Here is a 12,265-nt window from a genome sequence, read left to right on the forward strand (position 1 = left end):
ACGCCGGCCCCTACTGCGCCTTGACCACGACGGACGAGGCGACCTTGTCGCTCCAGGTCTGCGACTTCTTGTCCCACAGCGGCCAGAGGTAGTTCAGCAGCCCCGGAATGACGCAGATCACCCAGAACACGACGTTCATGAACAGGCGCAGCAGGCCGTAGCCGCCGCCGACGACCTGCCCGTCGACGTAGCGGGCGAGCCGGATGTGCATCATCCGCTTGCCGGTGGACTGGCCGGTCTGCCCGGCCTGGTAGGCGTTGTAGAGCGCCCAGATGCCGCCGATGACGGTGATCACCCAGCTCACCGCGCGGCCGCTGGTGTTCCAGTCGGAGTACGAGGCCTCCAACAGGTCGATGCCGACCGCGGCGACCAGGTTGTCGATCAGCCACGCGACGACGCGCTGACCCCACCCGGCGTACGGCGGCATGCCGGCGGGACGGTCCGAGGGGAAGCCGTACTGGCCGCCGTATTCCGGCGGCGGGGGAGGGTAGCTGTATCCGGGCTGCTGGTCGTACCCGGGCGGCGGCTGCCGGCCGTATCCGGGCGGCTGTTGACCGTAGCCCGGCTGGTGGGAGTTGTTGTTGGCGTACGTCGGCTGGCCCTGCTGCTGCTGCCCTTGCCACTGCGGCTGGCCCTGCCACTGTCCCTGCGGCTGTGTCTGCCCCTGCCCCTGGGTCGGCTGCTGTCCGTAGCCGGAGAGCGGGGGCGGCACCGCGTCGTGCGCCGTCGGGTTGCCCGCCTCGTCGAAGCGCGGCTGCTGCTGGTGGTCGTGCGGCGCCTCGTCCTGGTCTGCGGCGGGGTTCCACACCGGCGAAGGCTGCTGCGGCTCTGGCTGTGGCGGCGAGGGCTGCGCGTCGTCCGGCGCCTCGGCGGATGACGCGTCCTGATCTTCGGGCTGCTCCGGCGTCGGATTCTCGGGCGTCGTCACCGTGGCCTCCAGATCTGTTCGTCCGTCAAACAGATCCTGCGCCGATCATGCGGCCCTCGCCTCTCGGATTACTCCGTCGGAGGACGGGTCGGCGGCCGGCTCAGAGGAACCCGAAGCGGTGCAGCTGCCAGAGCCAGCTCACCGCGGCCACCGCGATCAGCGGCCACAGCCGCCAGGCGCGCGGCAGCCCGGCCCAGGACCGGACCGGGTCGACCGAGAGGATCGGCGCAGCCAGGAAAAGCAGCGCGGCGAGGACCGTGAACGGATTGGCGGTCAGAGCGGCGTACCAGTGGCCCGCGCCCGCCTCCATGAACACCGTCGTCGAGCCGCACAGCGGGCACGGCACGCCGGTCAGCCGGCGCAGTGGGCACAGCGCACCCGGATCGTGGTGCTCGTGCACCCAGGCCGCGCCGAGCGAGGCGACCGCGACGAGGGCCAGCCGCTCGGCCGAGACGCCGAGGCGGACGGCCGGGCGCCTCGCCGGCAGACGGATCCACCGCGCGGCCGGCACCGGACCCGGGCCGCCGGCGGCCATCTAGTTCTGCCTGCTGTAGCTGTTCTCGTAGTTGGTCACGCACTGGTTCTGCAGCGCGATCGTCGTCGCCGAGCGCATGCAGTGCGCGAACTGGTTCAGCTGGGCGTAGAAGATCATCGAGTAGGCCAGGATCATCAGCGAGATGAACGCGGCGATCGAGCTCCACACGATCGCCCCCACCGCCTCCGGCGCGCGCTTGTTCTTGCGCATGGCCTCGCGCTGCGCGAACACGCCGAGCCAGAGCCCGGCCAGGGCCAGCACGATGGCGACCGCGGCGCTGATCAGGAAGGTCGGGAAGACGGCGATGTTCGAGTACGCGTACCAGAGCGCGATCAGCATGCACGCGGTGGCGCCGAGGGCCAGGCCCCTGGCCCAGCGGGTGCGCAGGTCCAGCGGGCCGCGCGGCTCCTCGGCCGCGCCCGGGCGCTGCTGGCCCTGGCGGGAGAGGTCGGGGCGCTGCTGCGGCGGGCCGTAGCGGTTCGGGCCGTGCCACGGCGAGGGACGGCCCTGCGGTCCGGGGCCGCCGGGGCCCTGCGGAGGCTGCGGCCGGTAGCCCGGACCGCCCTGGTTCTGGCCGTTCTGGCCGCCCTGGCCCGGCCCGCCGCGCCCGGGCAGCTGCCCGGTCCAGGCCGGCACGCCGGGCCGGTCCTGCGGTTGGTCCTGCGGTTGATCCTGGGGTTGGTCCTGCGGCCGGCCGCCCTGGCCGCCGGGCTGGTCCTGCTTGTCGGGGCCCTGGCCGGGCCGGGCCGGCCCGTTCGGCGGCGCGCCCCAGCCGCCCGGACCCGGGCCCGGCGCGTTCCCGGGGCCCTGCCCCGGCTTGGCCGGACCGCCCGGACGCCCGAGGTACCACGGAGCCGGCTCCGGCTGCTGGTCTGACCAGCGCGGCGGCTGCTTGCCCTGGGGCGCGCGGCCCCCGCCCGCGGGCGCGTCCTGCTTGCCCTCCACCGGCTCGGTGGGCTCGGTCTGGCTGGGCGAAGGGTCGGTCACGGTGTCCTGGGCTCCGTCTAAGTCGCTGATTGGCCCTCTCACGGTATCCATAGATATCGTTGGGCGCACATCCGCGTCCCGCTCGAAGGCGCGGTCTGGTCACAGAATCTCACAGAAAGGGAGCCGCGGTCGTGGCCTCCACTCTGACTGTCTTACCGAGCCATACCCCCGCACGCCTCGTCGTGTTCGTCTCGGGGTCCGGCACCAACCTCCAAGCCCTGCTCGACGCCTGCCGGGACCCCGCTTACGGGGCCGAGGTGGTCGCCGTCGGCGCCGACCGGGACGGGATCGCCGCCCTCGATCGCGCCGCCGCGGCGGGCGTGCCCACCTTCGTCCACCGGGTCAAGGACTACCCGCACCGCGCCGACTGGGATCGCGCGGTGCGCGACGCGGCCGTCGCTTACGAGCCCGACCTGCTGATCAGCGCCGGATTCATGAAGCTGTTCGGCGCCGAGTTCCTGGCCGCCTTCCCGCAGCGCGTCGTCAACACCCATCCCGCCCTCTCGCCCGCCTTCCCGGGCATGCTGGCGCCCCGCGACGCGCTCGAGTACGGCGTCAAGATCACCGGCGCCACCTTGTTCATGGTCTCCGACGGCATCGACGACGGCCCGGTGATCGCCCAGCGGGCCGTGCCGGTCGAGGACGGGGACGACGAGGCCGGCCTGCACGAACGGATCAAGATCGCCGAGCGCGCCATGCTCGTCGAGAGCGTGGGCCGGATGGCCCGCGGCGGCTGGAGCATCACGGATCGGAAGGTGACGGTGCCGTGAGCGAGCTTGCGAGCGATCCGATGAACACAGCGACTGCGCGAATGCGCCTGCCGAGCGCTGGCGAGGCGGCCTCATGAGCGGAGACACGCGATCTGCCGGAACCAGCGCGAACACCCGGAACACACTGAGCGGAGCGGACACGGTGAAGATCAAGCGGGCGCTGGTCAGCGTCTACGACAAGGCCGGACTCGAAGACCTCGTGCGCGGCCTGCACGAGGCCGGCGTGGCGATGGTGTCCACCGGCAAGAGCGCCGCCCTGATCCGCGGCCTGGGGCTGCCGGTGACCGAGGTGGCCGAGTTGACCGGCTTCCCCGAGTGCCTGGACGGCCGGGTCAAGACCCTGCACCCGAAGGTGCACGCGGGCATCCTGGCCGACCGCCGGCTGCCGGACCACGTCGCGCAGCTCGAGCAGCTCGGCATCGAGCCGTTCGACCTGGTGGTGAGCAACCTCTACCCGTTCCAGCAGACCGTCGCCTCCGGCGCCACGCAGGACGAGTGCGTGGAGCAGATCGACATCGGCGGCCCCTCGATGGTGCGCGCCGCGGCGAAGAACCACCCCACCGTGGCCATCGTGGTCAACCCGGCCCGCTACGGCGACGTGCTCGCCGCGCTGGCCTCGCCCGAGGGCGGGTTCAGCCTGGAGCAGCGCAAGCGGCTGGCCGCCGAGGCCTTCGCGCACACCGCGGCCTACGACGCGGCCGTGGCCTCCTGGTTCGCCCGGGACTACGCCCCGGCCGACGACTCGCCCTTCCCCGAGTTCCTGGCCATGCCCTACCAGCGCTCCTCGGTGCTGCGCTACGGCGAGAACCCGCACCAGGGCGCGGCGCTGTACCTGGCCCAGGAGAGCGGGGACACGCTGGCCGAGGCGGAGCAGCTGCACGGCAAGGAGATGTCCTTCAACAACTACGTGGACGCCGACGCCGCGCTGCGCGCCGCCTACGACTTCGCCGACCCGTGCGTGGCGGTCATGAAGCACGCCAACCCGTGCGGGATCGCGATCTCGGCCGAGGGCGTGGCCGACGCGCACCGCAAGGCGCACGCCTGCGACCCGGTCTCCGCGTTCGGCGGGGTCATCGCGGTCAACCGGCCGGTGACCGTGGAGATGGCCCGCCAGGTCGCCGACATCTTCACCGAGGTGCTCATCGCCCCGGAGTACGAGGACGGCGCGGTGGAGATCCTGGCCGCCCGCAAGAACATCAGGCTGCTGCGCACCCCGGCCAAGGCCCGGCGGGTGCGTGAGTTCCGCCAGATCTGCGGCGGCCTGCTGGTGCAGGAGGGCGACCTCTACCAGGCTCCGGGCGACGACCCCGCCGCCTGGCAGCTGGCGGCCGGCCCGGCCGCGTCCGACGAGGTGCTGGCCGATCTGGCCTTCGCCTGGCGGGCGGTGCGCGCGGTCAAGTCCAACGCGATCCTGCTCGCGCACGGCCAGGCCTCGGTCGGCGTGGGCATGGGCCAGGTCAACCGGGTCGACTCGGCCCGCCTGGCGGTGGCCCGGGCCGGCGAGCGGGCCGCGGGCTCGGTCGTCGCCTCGGACGCGTACTTCCCGTTCGCCGACGGCCTGCAGGTGCTGATCGACGCCGGGGTGCGCGCGGTGGTGCAGCCGGGCGGCTCGGTCCGGGACGCCGACTCCATCGCGGCCGCCGAGGCCGCCGGGGTCTCGATGTACCTGACCGGCACCCGGCACTTCGCGCACTGAGCTGAAGAACACTGATCGGGGCCGCGCCGGCGGCGCGGCCCCGATCGGGAAGTGCCGGGGCGTCAGAGCTTCAGGTGGTCCTTGACGCACTGCGTGTAGGCGGCGTTGTCGTTCCTGTCCACGGACTTGCACGAGTTGGCCGCGTTGGCGGCCGCGACGAGCAGCAGCGTTCCGGCGATGAGGCCGACGGCGCTGAGGATGATGCCGGCGATGCCGATGCCGCGCTTGAGGTTCTTCCGGCGGGCGCCGACGATCCCGATGATGCCCAGGATCAGGCCGACCAGGGCCAGGAGCGGGCCGATGCCGATGGCGATGGCGGGCAGCGAGACGATGCCGAGGACGAGCGAGCTGATGGCCAGTTTGCTGGTGCGCGGCGGCCCGGAGATCTCGGGGTAGCCACCGAGGCCGCCGTCGCCCGGGTACGCGTAGCCGCCCGAGTACTGCGGCAGCGAACCGGTCGGCTGCGGTTCCTGGGGCGCGTTCCCCCACTGGTCGGACATCGGCTCTTCACTCTCCGTGAAATCAGTCGGCTGAACGTGCGATCGGAACTCGAGCCTAGAACACGCCCGCCGGGTTCGGATAGACAGCAGGGCGTGTGAATGAACCGAATGCGAGGATGGGCGATATGACGGCAACGGTGTTGGACGGCTGGGCGACGGCCAAGGAGATCCGCGCGGACCTCGCCGCCCGGGTGGAGCGGCTCAAGGAGCACGGGGTGGTCCCGGGGCTCGGCACGGTCCTGGTGGGCGACGACCCGGGCTCGCACGCGTACGTCTCGATGAAGCACCGCGACAGTGCTCTGATCGGGATCGAGTCGATCGACCGGCGGCTGCCCGCGACGGCCACCCAGGCCGAGGTCGAGGCCGTGGTGGCGGAGCTCAACGCGGACCCGGCCTGCCACGCGTACCTGGTGCAGCTGCCGCTGCCCAAGGGCCTCGACGAGTTCCGCGTGCTCGAGCGGATCGACCAGGCCAAGGACGCCGACGGCCTGCACCCGCTGAGCCTGGGCAAGCTCGTGCTGAACGAGCCGACGCCGCTGCCGTGCACGCCCTGGGGCTGCGTGGTGCTGCTGCGCCGGTTCGGGGTGGAGCTGCGCGGCGCGGAGGTCGTGGTGGTCGGCCGCGGCACCACCGTCGGCCGACCGCTGGGCCTGATCCTGACCCGCCGCAGCGAGAACGCGACCGTGACGCTGTGCCACACCGGCACGCGGGACCTGGCCGCGCACACCCGCCGCGCGGACGTGATCGTGGCCGCGGCCGGCGTCCCGCACATCATCACCCCGGACATGGTCAAGCCGGGCGCCGCGGTGCTCGACGTCGGTGTCGCGCACGTGGAGGGCAAGCTGACCGGCGACGTGCACCCGGGCGTGGCCGAGGTGGCCGGCTTCGTCTCGCCGAACCCGGGCGGGGTCGGCCCGATGACCCGCGCGCTGCTGCTGACCAACGTGGTCGAGGCGGCCGAGCGCGCGGCCGGCCTGCGCTGACGGACCGATGGAACGGCGAACCGGCCGTGGCCTACACGAACTGTGTCGGCCACGGCCGGTTCCGTTCTCCGGGTGCTAGCGGGTGGCTAGCGGGTGCAGCCCGGCGCCACGGACACGCCGCGCAACACGTCGCCGGTGGCCGCGGTCTCCAGCGTGGAGTAGTGCTCGTTGGCCGGCTGGGTGGTGGCCGAGACCGAGTCGGTCACGGCGACCAGCTTGTTCGGGTCGGCGCCGTAGTCGGACACGCCGCCGATGGAAGTGGTCACGCCGTAGAGGGTGACCGTCCCGTTCCGGTTCACCGTGCCGGTGAAGTTGCGGATGCCGTCCACGGCCGGGGTCCACGGCGTGCCGGTGATCGCGTTGATGCCGGTCGGCAGGCCCTTCGCGGTGTACGGCACGCCCAGGCCGAGGCCGGTGTTCAGGGTGTAGTCGTACGTCCAGGTGCCGTTCACCAGCGACCACTTCTGGATGCCGGCCAGGTTCTGCGCAGCCGCGTCCGTGTACAGGCCGGTGGTGGCGTCGTAGGTGTCGGTGCCGTTGCCCGAGTCGGCGACGTAGAGCGTGGTCGAGTTCGCGAACCACAGCGCGCCGAAGTCGGCGGCGTTGCTCGAAGCACCGGTGTCCGGGGTCTTGAGCGACTTGGCCAGGCCGGTCGGGAAGCCGGAAAGGATGCACATGTTGTCGGTCGGCTGGCCGGTCTCGGCGTCGTACGCGTCCGCGGCGGTCGGCAGCGGCGCCCCGGCCGCCGGCGTGCCTGTGCCGGCCGGGCAGGCGGTGCCGGTGGTGTCGACGAAGTACACGGTGTCGACGCCGTTGCTGCCGGAGCCCTTGGTGTAATACAGGACATTGCCGTACACGGCCACGCCGGCGAAGTTCGTGTCCTTACCGAGCTTGTCCGCCTTGGTGACGCCCGGAAGCTCGGTCACGCTGAAGCCGCCGGCCGGGGTCGGCTGCCCGGGATTCTGCGCCTGCTCGGGCTTGTGGGCCGGGGTGACCAGTTGCGCGCCGGTGCCGGAGATGAGCCCGGGCACCGAGGTGCCGCTGCCGTTGTTGGAGTTGCCGGCGGTGTAGTACAGGCCGGTGGCGTCGTCCAGGACCGCGGCGCGGCCGTTGTCCCCGCTGTAGGCGTTGGTCTCGGTGAAGGAGAACTTGCCGTTCTCGTCGAGCTCGCCGACGGCCCGGTAGACCGACTGGGCGTCCGGGTTGGTCGGGTCGACGACGCCCGGGGTGTTGCCGTTCGAGGCGTCGATCGTGTTCGCCGGGACCGCGTAGCCCATGAACGTGACCGCGTCGCCGCGGGTCGAGAGGTTCAGCGCGCCCTCGGACTTCGAGGAGAAGCTGCCGGTCAGCTGGTCGTGGCCGCGGCTCGAGGCGCCCGGGGCGCCGGTCGGCACGGCGATCGAGCCGAGCACCCGGCCGGAACCGCTGACCTGGTCCAGGTAGATCGGCGCGGTCACCCCGAAGTTCGGGTCGACCGAGACGTTGTCCCACACGTGCGCGAAATCGCCGTCGGCGATCGCGGTCGCGCCGGTCGGCAGCACGCTCACGCCGGCGGTGAGCAGGCGCGCGGTGCCGGTGTAGTGCAGTCGGCTGACCAGCAGGCCGCCCGGGATCAGCGCGCCCTTGCCGCCCGCGGCGGCCTGGGCCGTCCCCCCGGACGCGCCGACCACGCACGCGCCGAGCGCCAGCGACGCGGCCACCCCGATCGCCCCGCGCCGCACCCGCCGGGACGGGCGGCTCGAAACTCCCTCGAGCATGCGGTTCCCTTCTTCTCACGACTTCGCCTCCGGCGGACCGACGGGCCCGCCCGGGAAAGGTCACCGCCACGGGTTGGTGCGCACAGGGCGCGGGGGTGAACGGGGGGCGAAGTCTGGTCGAAGGAAACTGAGGAATGCCGCAAATCCCGGCGGTCTCAAGATTTTGTCTCAACATACGAACGAAAACCGGCGGCCCGCCTCGTGGCGCGAGGCGGGCCGCCGGCAGTGCGAATGCGGATCAGCTCTCTGCTTCTGCTGCCTCCTCGGCTGACAGGTCGTCGGCCAGTTCGCTCGCCCCGGGATCCGCCGACGCCTCGAGCTCCGTCACCGGCACGGCCCCGGTCGCGGCCGCGGCACCGTCCTGCGCCGCCGGCGGCGGCGCGGGCTCCAGCCACAGCACGCCCAGCGGGGGCAGGCGCAGCACGGCGTGCGCGGGCTGGCCCCACATCGGCTCGTCGCGCACCGGCACCCGGCCGAAGTTGCCGACGCCGCTGCCGCCGTACTGCTCCGCGTCGGTGTTGAGCACCTCGACCCACTCCCGGGCCTGCGCGGCCGACCACGGCAGCGGTATCCGGTGGCCCTCCCACGGCACCCCGGCGAAGTTGGCCACGCACACCAGCGGCGTGCCGTCCTTGGCCCAGCGCACGAACGCGAACACGTTGTGCTCGGCGTCGTCGGCGGACAGCCAGCCGAAGCCCGCGCTGCTGAAGTCCTGCTCCCACAGCGCCGGCCGGGCCCGGTAGGCCGCGTTCAGGTCCTGCACCGTGCGCAACACGCCGCGGTGCCCGGGCCGGTCGAGCAGGTACCAGTCCAGCCCGCGCTGCTCGGACCACTCGGCGTCCTGGCCGAACTCGCCGCCGGAGAAGAGCAGCTGTTTACCCGGATGCGCCCACATGTAGGCGAACAGGGCCCTGAGATTGGCCAGCTGCTGCCAGCGGTCGCCCGGCATCTTGCGCAGCAGCGAGCCCTTGCCGTGCACGACCTCGTCGTGGCTGAGCGGGAGCATGAAGTTCTCGCTGTAGGCGTACATCAGCGCGAAGGTCATCTGGTGGTGGTGGTAGCGCCGGTTGAACGGCTCCTCGGCCAGGTAGTCGAGGGTGTCGTGCATCCAGCCCATGTTCCACTTCAGGCCGAAGCCGAGGCCGGAGAAGGCCGAGCCGTCCGGGTAGCGGTCGGTCGGCAGCGTCACGCCCGGCCAGGAGGTGGACTCCTCGGCGGCCATCATCACGCCGGGGACGCGCTTGTACACCGTCGCGGTCAGCTCCTGGATGAAGGAGACCGCCTCCAGGTTCTCCCGGCCGCCGTAGGCGTTCGGGTGCCAGGCGCCCGGCTTGCGCGAGTAGTCCAGGTAGAGCATCGAGGCCACCGCGTCCACCCGCAGGCCGTCGACGTGCATCTCCTCGCACCAGTAGATGGCCGAGGCCATCAGGAAGTTGCGCACCTCGTTGCGGCCGTAGTCGAAGACCAGGGTGCCCCAGTCCGGGTGCTCGCCGCGCCACGGGTCCGGGTGCTCGTACAGGCTGGTGCCGTCGAACTGGGCCAGCGCCCAGGCGTCCTTGGGGAAGTGCGCCGGCACCCAGTCCACGATCACGCCGATGCCGGCCTGGTGCAGCGCGTCCACCAGCGCCCGGAAGTCGTCCGGGGTGCCCAGCCGGGCGGTCGGCGCGAAGTAGGAGGAGACCTGGTAGCCCCAGGACCCGCCGAACGGGTGCTCGGTCGGCGGCAGGATCTCGACGTGCGTGAAACCCAGCTCATTGACGTAGGCGGGCAGCTGCTCGGCCAGCTCACGGTAGGTCAGCCCGGGCCGCCACGAGGCCAGGTGCACCTCGTAGACCGACTGCGGGCAGGCGTGCGGATCGGTCGCGGCCCGCGCGCGCAGCCAGGCGTCGTCGTGCCAGCGGTATTCCGAGCGGGTGAGCACGGAGGCGGTGTCCGGCGGGGTCTCGGTCGCCTGCGCCAGCGGGTCGGCCTTCTGCCGCCACACCCCGTCGCGGCCGAGGATCTCGTACTTGTACCGGTGGCCGGGGCCGATCCCCGGCACGAACAGCTCCCACACTCCGCTCGAGCCGAGCGTGCGCATCGGGTGGGCGAGCCCGTCCCAGTAGTTGAAGTCGCCGATCAGCCGCACGCCCTGGGCGTTGGGCGCCCAGACCGCGAAACCGGCGCCCTCGGCCGTGGAGCCGTCGGGCGCCGTCAGGGTACGGATGTGGGCGCCGAGCGCCTCCCACAGCTGCTCGTGCCGGCCCTCGCCGATCAGGTGCAGGTCCACCTCGCCGAGCGCCGGCAGGAACCGGTAGCCGTCGAGCTGTTCCAGGCTGGACTCGCCGTAGTCCACCCGCAGCCGGTAGGCGTCGTCGGCGCGGCCGGGCACCAGGCCGGCGAACAGGCCCTCGCCCTCCGGCCGCAGCGTGAACTCGCCGTCCTCCTGCAGCACCGAGACGGCGTCCGCGAAGGGTCTCAGGACCCGGATGAGGCGGTGGCCGGTTCCGGCCGGGTGCGCGCCGAGGAGGGCGTGGGGATCGTGACACGCGCCGCCGAGCAGGGCGTCGCGGTCGTGGGCGGACAGGGGCTCGGCCTGCGCGGCCGGGGCCACGGTGGACATGGTGCCGGGATGCCGGCTGAGAGTTTCACTGCTTCCCTTCACCCGTCCCACCCTGCCACGTATGTGCGCATAACGGGAGGCGGTGCTCTCGTGCCGGACGCCCGCCGGCCGGCGGCCCCGGATCCGGGGCCGCCGGCGCCTCACCCGGGCTCGGTGCCGCAGCGGCGGACCAGCAGATGGTCGAGCTCGCCCGCCTTCGCCTCCCTGACCAGCACGCCGAGCTGCTCGACGGACATCTGCACGTGCTGGCCGAAGTCGTCGGCGAGCACGATCCGGCGGGCCTGGTCGGCCTTCGGGTCGAGGAAGAGCTCGGGGCAGCCGCAGCTGCAGTCGCCGCAGAACACCTTGATGGAGCACAGTTCCGGGTGAGCCGGACGGACGAAGGAGGATGCGGGGACGGCGGAGGCGGGCGACGCGGGGAGGGTTGACGGCGCGTCGAAGCGGGAGTCGCAAGACATTCGGGAACCTCGGGTCATCGCGGGGGGTGGGAGCGGGATACCGGACCTGCCCGTCGGTACTCCCAACGTAGGACACCGCCCGCCCGCGGACCATGGCGCGCGCGGGGCGCGGCCCGCGGGCGGTTGGCTTCCGTACGTATCCGTTCGCCTCGCGCGCCAGGGTCCGTGCGGGCGAAGGGGTGGCGTGCGCCCCCAGTCCTGAGGTTTCGGGTGCGGACCTGGGCTCGCGCGGACGCGGCGGGGCGCGCGCGGCGTCCGCGCTACGCCTGGCGCTACATCTGGCGCCGGGCCCGGCGGCTGCGGCGCCAGGAGAGCAGATAGGACGCCAGCGCTCCGAGCACGAAGACCAGCAGCAGCACGATCCACAGCTTCGCGCTGACCCAGGCCACCCAGAAGTGGATGCGCACAGTGGCGTTGTTGATCGCGATGAACCAGATGGCCAGGGCGGTGATGATGATGCCCAGGGCGACCTTGGGCTTGGCCAGCTTGTCGGCCACACGCGAACCCGCGGTGGGCTTCTGGCCGGTCGGGGGGAGGTTGCCGGTGCTCATGACCTCGGCTCCTTCGAACGGGGTAATGATCATTCCCGCTTTCGGCGTCCGGAATGCCCCGACATCCGCCGAACGGCTGATCCGGCTGGCGAAACCGGCCCCGATCGGACGCGGCGGCGGGGGCCGTCCGGACGTGGTTCCATGGAGGCATGGACGTAAGGCACGAGTGGCCGTTCGCCACCGTCTTCGCGGTGGCCGTAGTGGCCGTGGCCCTGATCGCGCTGGGCAATCTGCAGCACGGCGTGCTCATTCTGGGCTGCTCGCTGCTGCTCGGCTCCGGTCTGCGCTTCGCGCTGCCCACCCCGCGGGTCGGCCTGCTGGCCGTGCGCGGCCGCGGGGTCGACGTGGTCACCATGGGCCTGCTCGGCCTGGTGATGCTGATCCTCTCGCTCTTCCCGCTCGCGGGTTAGCCGCCGCGACCTGCACCTAAGCAGACGGCCGTCGCCCGGATGGAGCAATCTCCATCCGGGCGACGGCCGGTCTTCGGTGCTGCCCGCG

Annotated in this window: 12 protein-coding genes; 4 read left to right on the plus strand and 8 right to left on the minus strand. The window is 72.3% G+C overall.

Annotated features, from left to right (window positions below; genetic code table 11):
* Positions 1-10 precede the first annotated feature (10 nt).
* From ACTRO_RS30010 to ACTRO_RS30020, 3 genes are all read right to left on the minus strand, one after another.
* Positions 11-928, minus strand: a complete 918-nt coding sequence (locus tag ACTRO_RS30010) for an RDD family protein (RefSeq protein ID WP_051451605.1) — start codon at positions 926-928, stop codon at positions 11-13.
* Between the two features lie 100 nt (positions 929-1,028).
* A complete protein-coding gene (locus ACTRO_RS30015) occupies positions 1,029-1,463 on the minus strand; it encodes a DUF2752 domain-containing protein (RefSeq protein ID WP_051451606.1) in 435 nt (144 codons plus the stop codon).
* On the minus strand, positions 1,464-2,450 hold the full coding sequence (locus ACTRO_RS30020; RefSeq protein WP_034268466.1) for a hypothetical protein: 987 nt from the start codon (positions 2,448-2,450) through the stop codon (positions 1,464-1,466).
* Positions 2,451-2,581: 131 nt separating this feature from the next.
* Between ACTRO_RS30020 and purN the strand changes: the two genes are divergently transcribed.
* Together purN and purH are read left to right on the plus strand one after the other, a co-directional pair.
* Complete coding sequence (gene purN, locus ACTRO_RS30025; protein ID WP_245594528.1) at positions 2,582-3,220, plus strand: phosphoribosylglycinamide formyltransferase; 639 nt, start codon at positions 2,582-2,584, stop codon at positions 3,218-3,220.
* 73 nt (positions 3,221-3,293) lie between these two features.
* Positions 3,294-4,916, plus strand: a complete 1,623-nt coding sequence (purH, locus tag ACTRO_RS30030) for a bifunctional phosphoribosylaminoimidazolecarboxamide formyltransferase/IMP cyclohydrolase (RefSeq protein WP_051451607.1) — start codon at positions 3,294-3,296, stop codon at positions 4,914-4,916.
* 62 nt (positions 4,917-4,978) lie between these two features.
* Here the strand turns inward: purH and ACTRO_RS30035 are convergent, their stop codons facing one another.
* Positions 4,979-5,416, minus strand: coding sequence for a DUF4190 domain-containing protein (locus ACTRO_RS30035; RefSeq protein WP_034268468.1), 438 nt, complete (start codon positions 5,414-5,416; stop codon positions 4,979-4,981).
* 125 nt (positions 5,417-5,541) lie between these two features.
* Between ACTRO_RS30035 and ACTRO_RS30040 the strand changes: the two genes are divergently transcribed.
* The gene (locus tag ACTRO_RS30040; RefSeq protein WP_034268471.1) at positions 5,542-6,399 is read left to right on the plus strand and encodes a bifunctional methylenetetrahydrofolate dehydrogenase/methenyltetrahydrofolate cyclohydrolase; all 858 of its coding nucleotides are present in this window, start codon (positions 5,542-5,544) and stop codon (positions 6,397-6,399) included.
* Positions 6,400-6,485: 86 nt separating this feature from the next.
* Here ACTRO_RS30040 and ACTRO_RS30045 read toward each other — a convergent pair whose 3' ends face one another.
* The 4 genes from ACTRO_RS30045 to ACTRO_RS44135 all read right to left on the minus strand — a co-directional run bounded on the left by ACTRO_RS30045 (position 6,486) and on the right by ACTRO_RS44135 (position 11,767).
* A complete protein-coding gene (locus ACTRO_RS30045) occupies positions 6,486-8,156 on the minus strand; it encodes a hypothetical protein (protein WP_245594529.1) in 1,671 nt (556 codons plus the stop codon).
* A gap of 238 nt (positions 8,157-8,394) precedes the next feature.
* A complete protein-coding gene (gene glgB, locus ACTRO_RS30050; RefSeq protein WP_051451608.1) occupies positions 8,395-10,758 on the minus strand; it encodes a 1,4-alpha-glucan branching protein GlgB in 2,364 nt (787 codons plus the stop codon).
* Between the two features lie 140 nt (positions 10,759-10,898).
* Complete coding sequence (locus ACTRO_RS49175; RefSeq protein WP_245594530.1) at positions 10,899-11,216, minus strand: hypothetical protein; 318 nt, start codon at positions 11,214-11,216, stop codon at positions 10,899-10,901.
* 272 nt (positions 11,217-11,488) lie between these two features.
* On the minus strand, positions 11,489-11,767 hold the full coding sequence (locus tag ACTRO_RS44135) for a LapA family protein (protein WP_211244461.1): 279 nt from the start codon (positions 11,765-11,767) through the stop codon (positions 11,489-11,491).
* A 149-nt stretch (positions 11,768-11,916) separates the two neighbouring features.
* Between ACTRO_RS44135 and ACTRO_RS30065 the strand changes: the two genes are divergently transcribed.
* A complete protein-coding gene (locus tag ACTRO_RS30065) occupies positions 11,917-12,177 on the plus strand; it encodes a DUF3017 domain-containing protein (RefSeq protein WP_034268473.1) in 261 nt (86 codons plus the stop codon).
* The last annotated feature ends 88 nt before the right edge of the window (positions 12,178-12,265 follow it).

Origin of the sequence: Actinospica robiniae DSM 44927, assembly GCF_000504285.1 — a bacterium.
Lineage (GTDB): Bacteria > Actinomycetota > Actinomycetes > Streptomycetales > Catenulisporaceae > Actinospica > Actinospica robiniae.

What these genes read in the sequence shown, in the direction of transcription:
- ACTRO_RS44135 (WP_211244461.1), bottom strand. Translation starts at nt 11,767, where the DNA reads ATGAGCACCGGCAACCTCCCCCCGACCGGCCAGAAGCCCACCGCGGGT.
- ACTRO_RS49175 (WP_245594530.1), bottom strand. Translation starts at nt 11,216, where the DNA reads ATGTCTTGCGACTCCCGCTTCGACGCGCCGTCAACCCTCCCCGCGTCG.
- ACTRO_RS30035 (WP_034268468.1), bottom strand. Translation starts at nt 5,416, where the DNA reads ATGTCCGACCAGTGGGGGAACGCGCCCCAGGAACCGCAGCCGACCGGT.
- ACTRO_RS30040 (WP_034268471.1), top strand. Translation starts at nt 5,542, where the DNA reads ATGACGGCAACGGTGTTGGACGGCTGGGCGACGGCCAAGGAGATCCGC.
- ACTRO_RS30015 (WP_051451606.1), bottom strand. Translation starts at nt 1,463, where the DNA reads ATGGCCGCCGGCGGCCCGGGTCCGGTGCCGGCCGCGCGGTGGATCCGT.
- ACTRO_RS30045 (WP_245594529.1), bottom strand. Translation starts at nt 8,156, where the DNA reads ATGCTCGAGGGAGTTTCGAGCCGCCCGTCCCGGCGGGTGCGGCGCGGG.
- glgB (WP_051451608.1), bottom strand. Translation starts at nt 10,758, where the DNA reads ATGTCCACCGTGGCCCCGGCCGCGCAGGCCGAGCCCCTGTCCGCCCAC.
- purH (WP_051451607.1), top strand. Translation starts at nt 3,294, where the DNA reads ATGAGCGGAGACACGCGATCTGCCGGAACCAGCGCGAACACCCGGAAC.
- ACTRO_RS30065 (WP_034268473.1), top strand. Translation starts at nt 11,917, where the DNA reads ATGGACGTAAGGCACGAGTGGCCGTTCGCCACCGTCTTCGCGGTGGCC.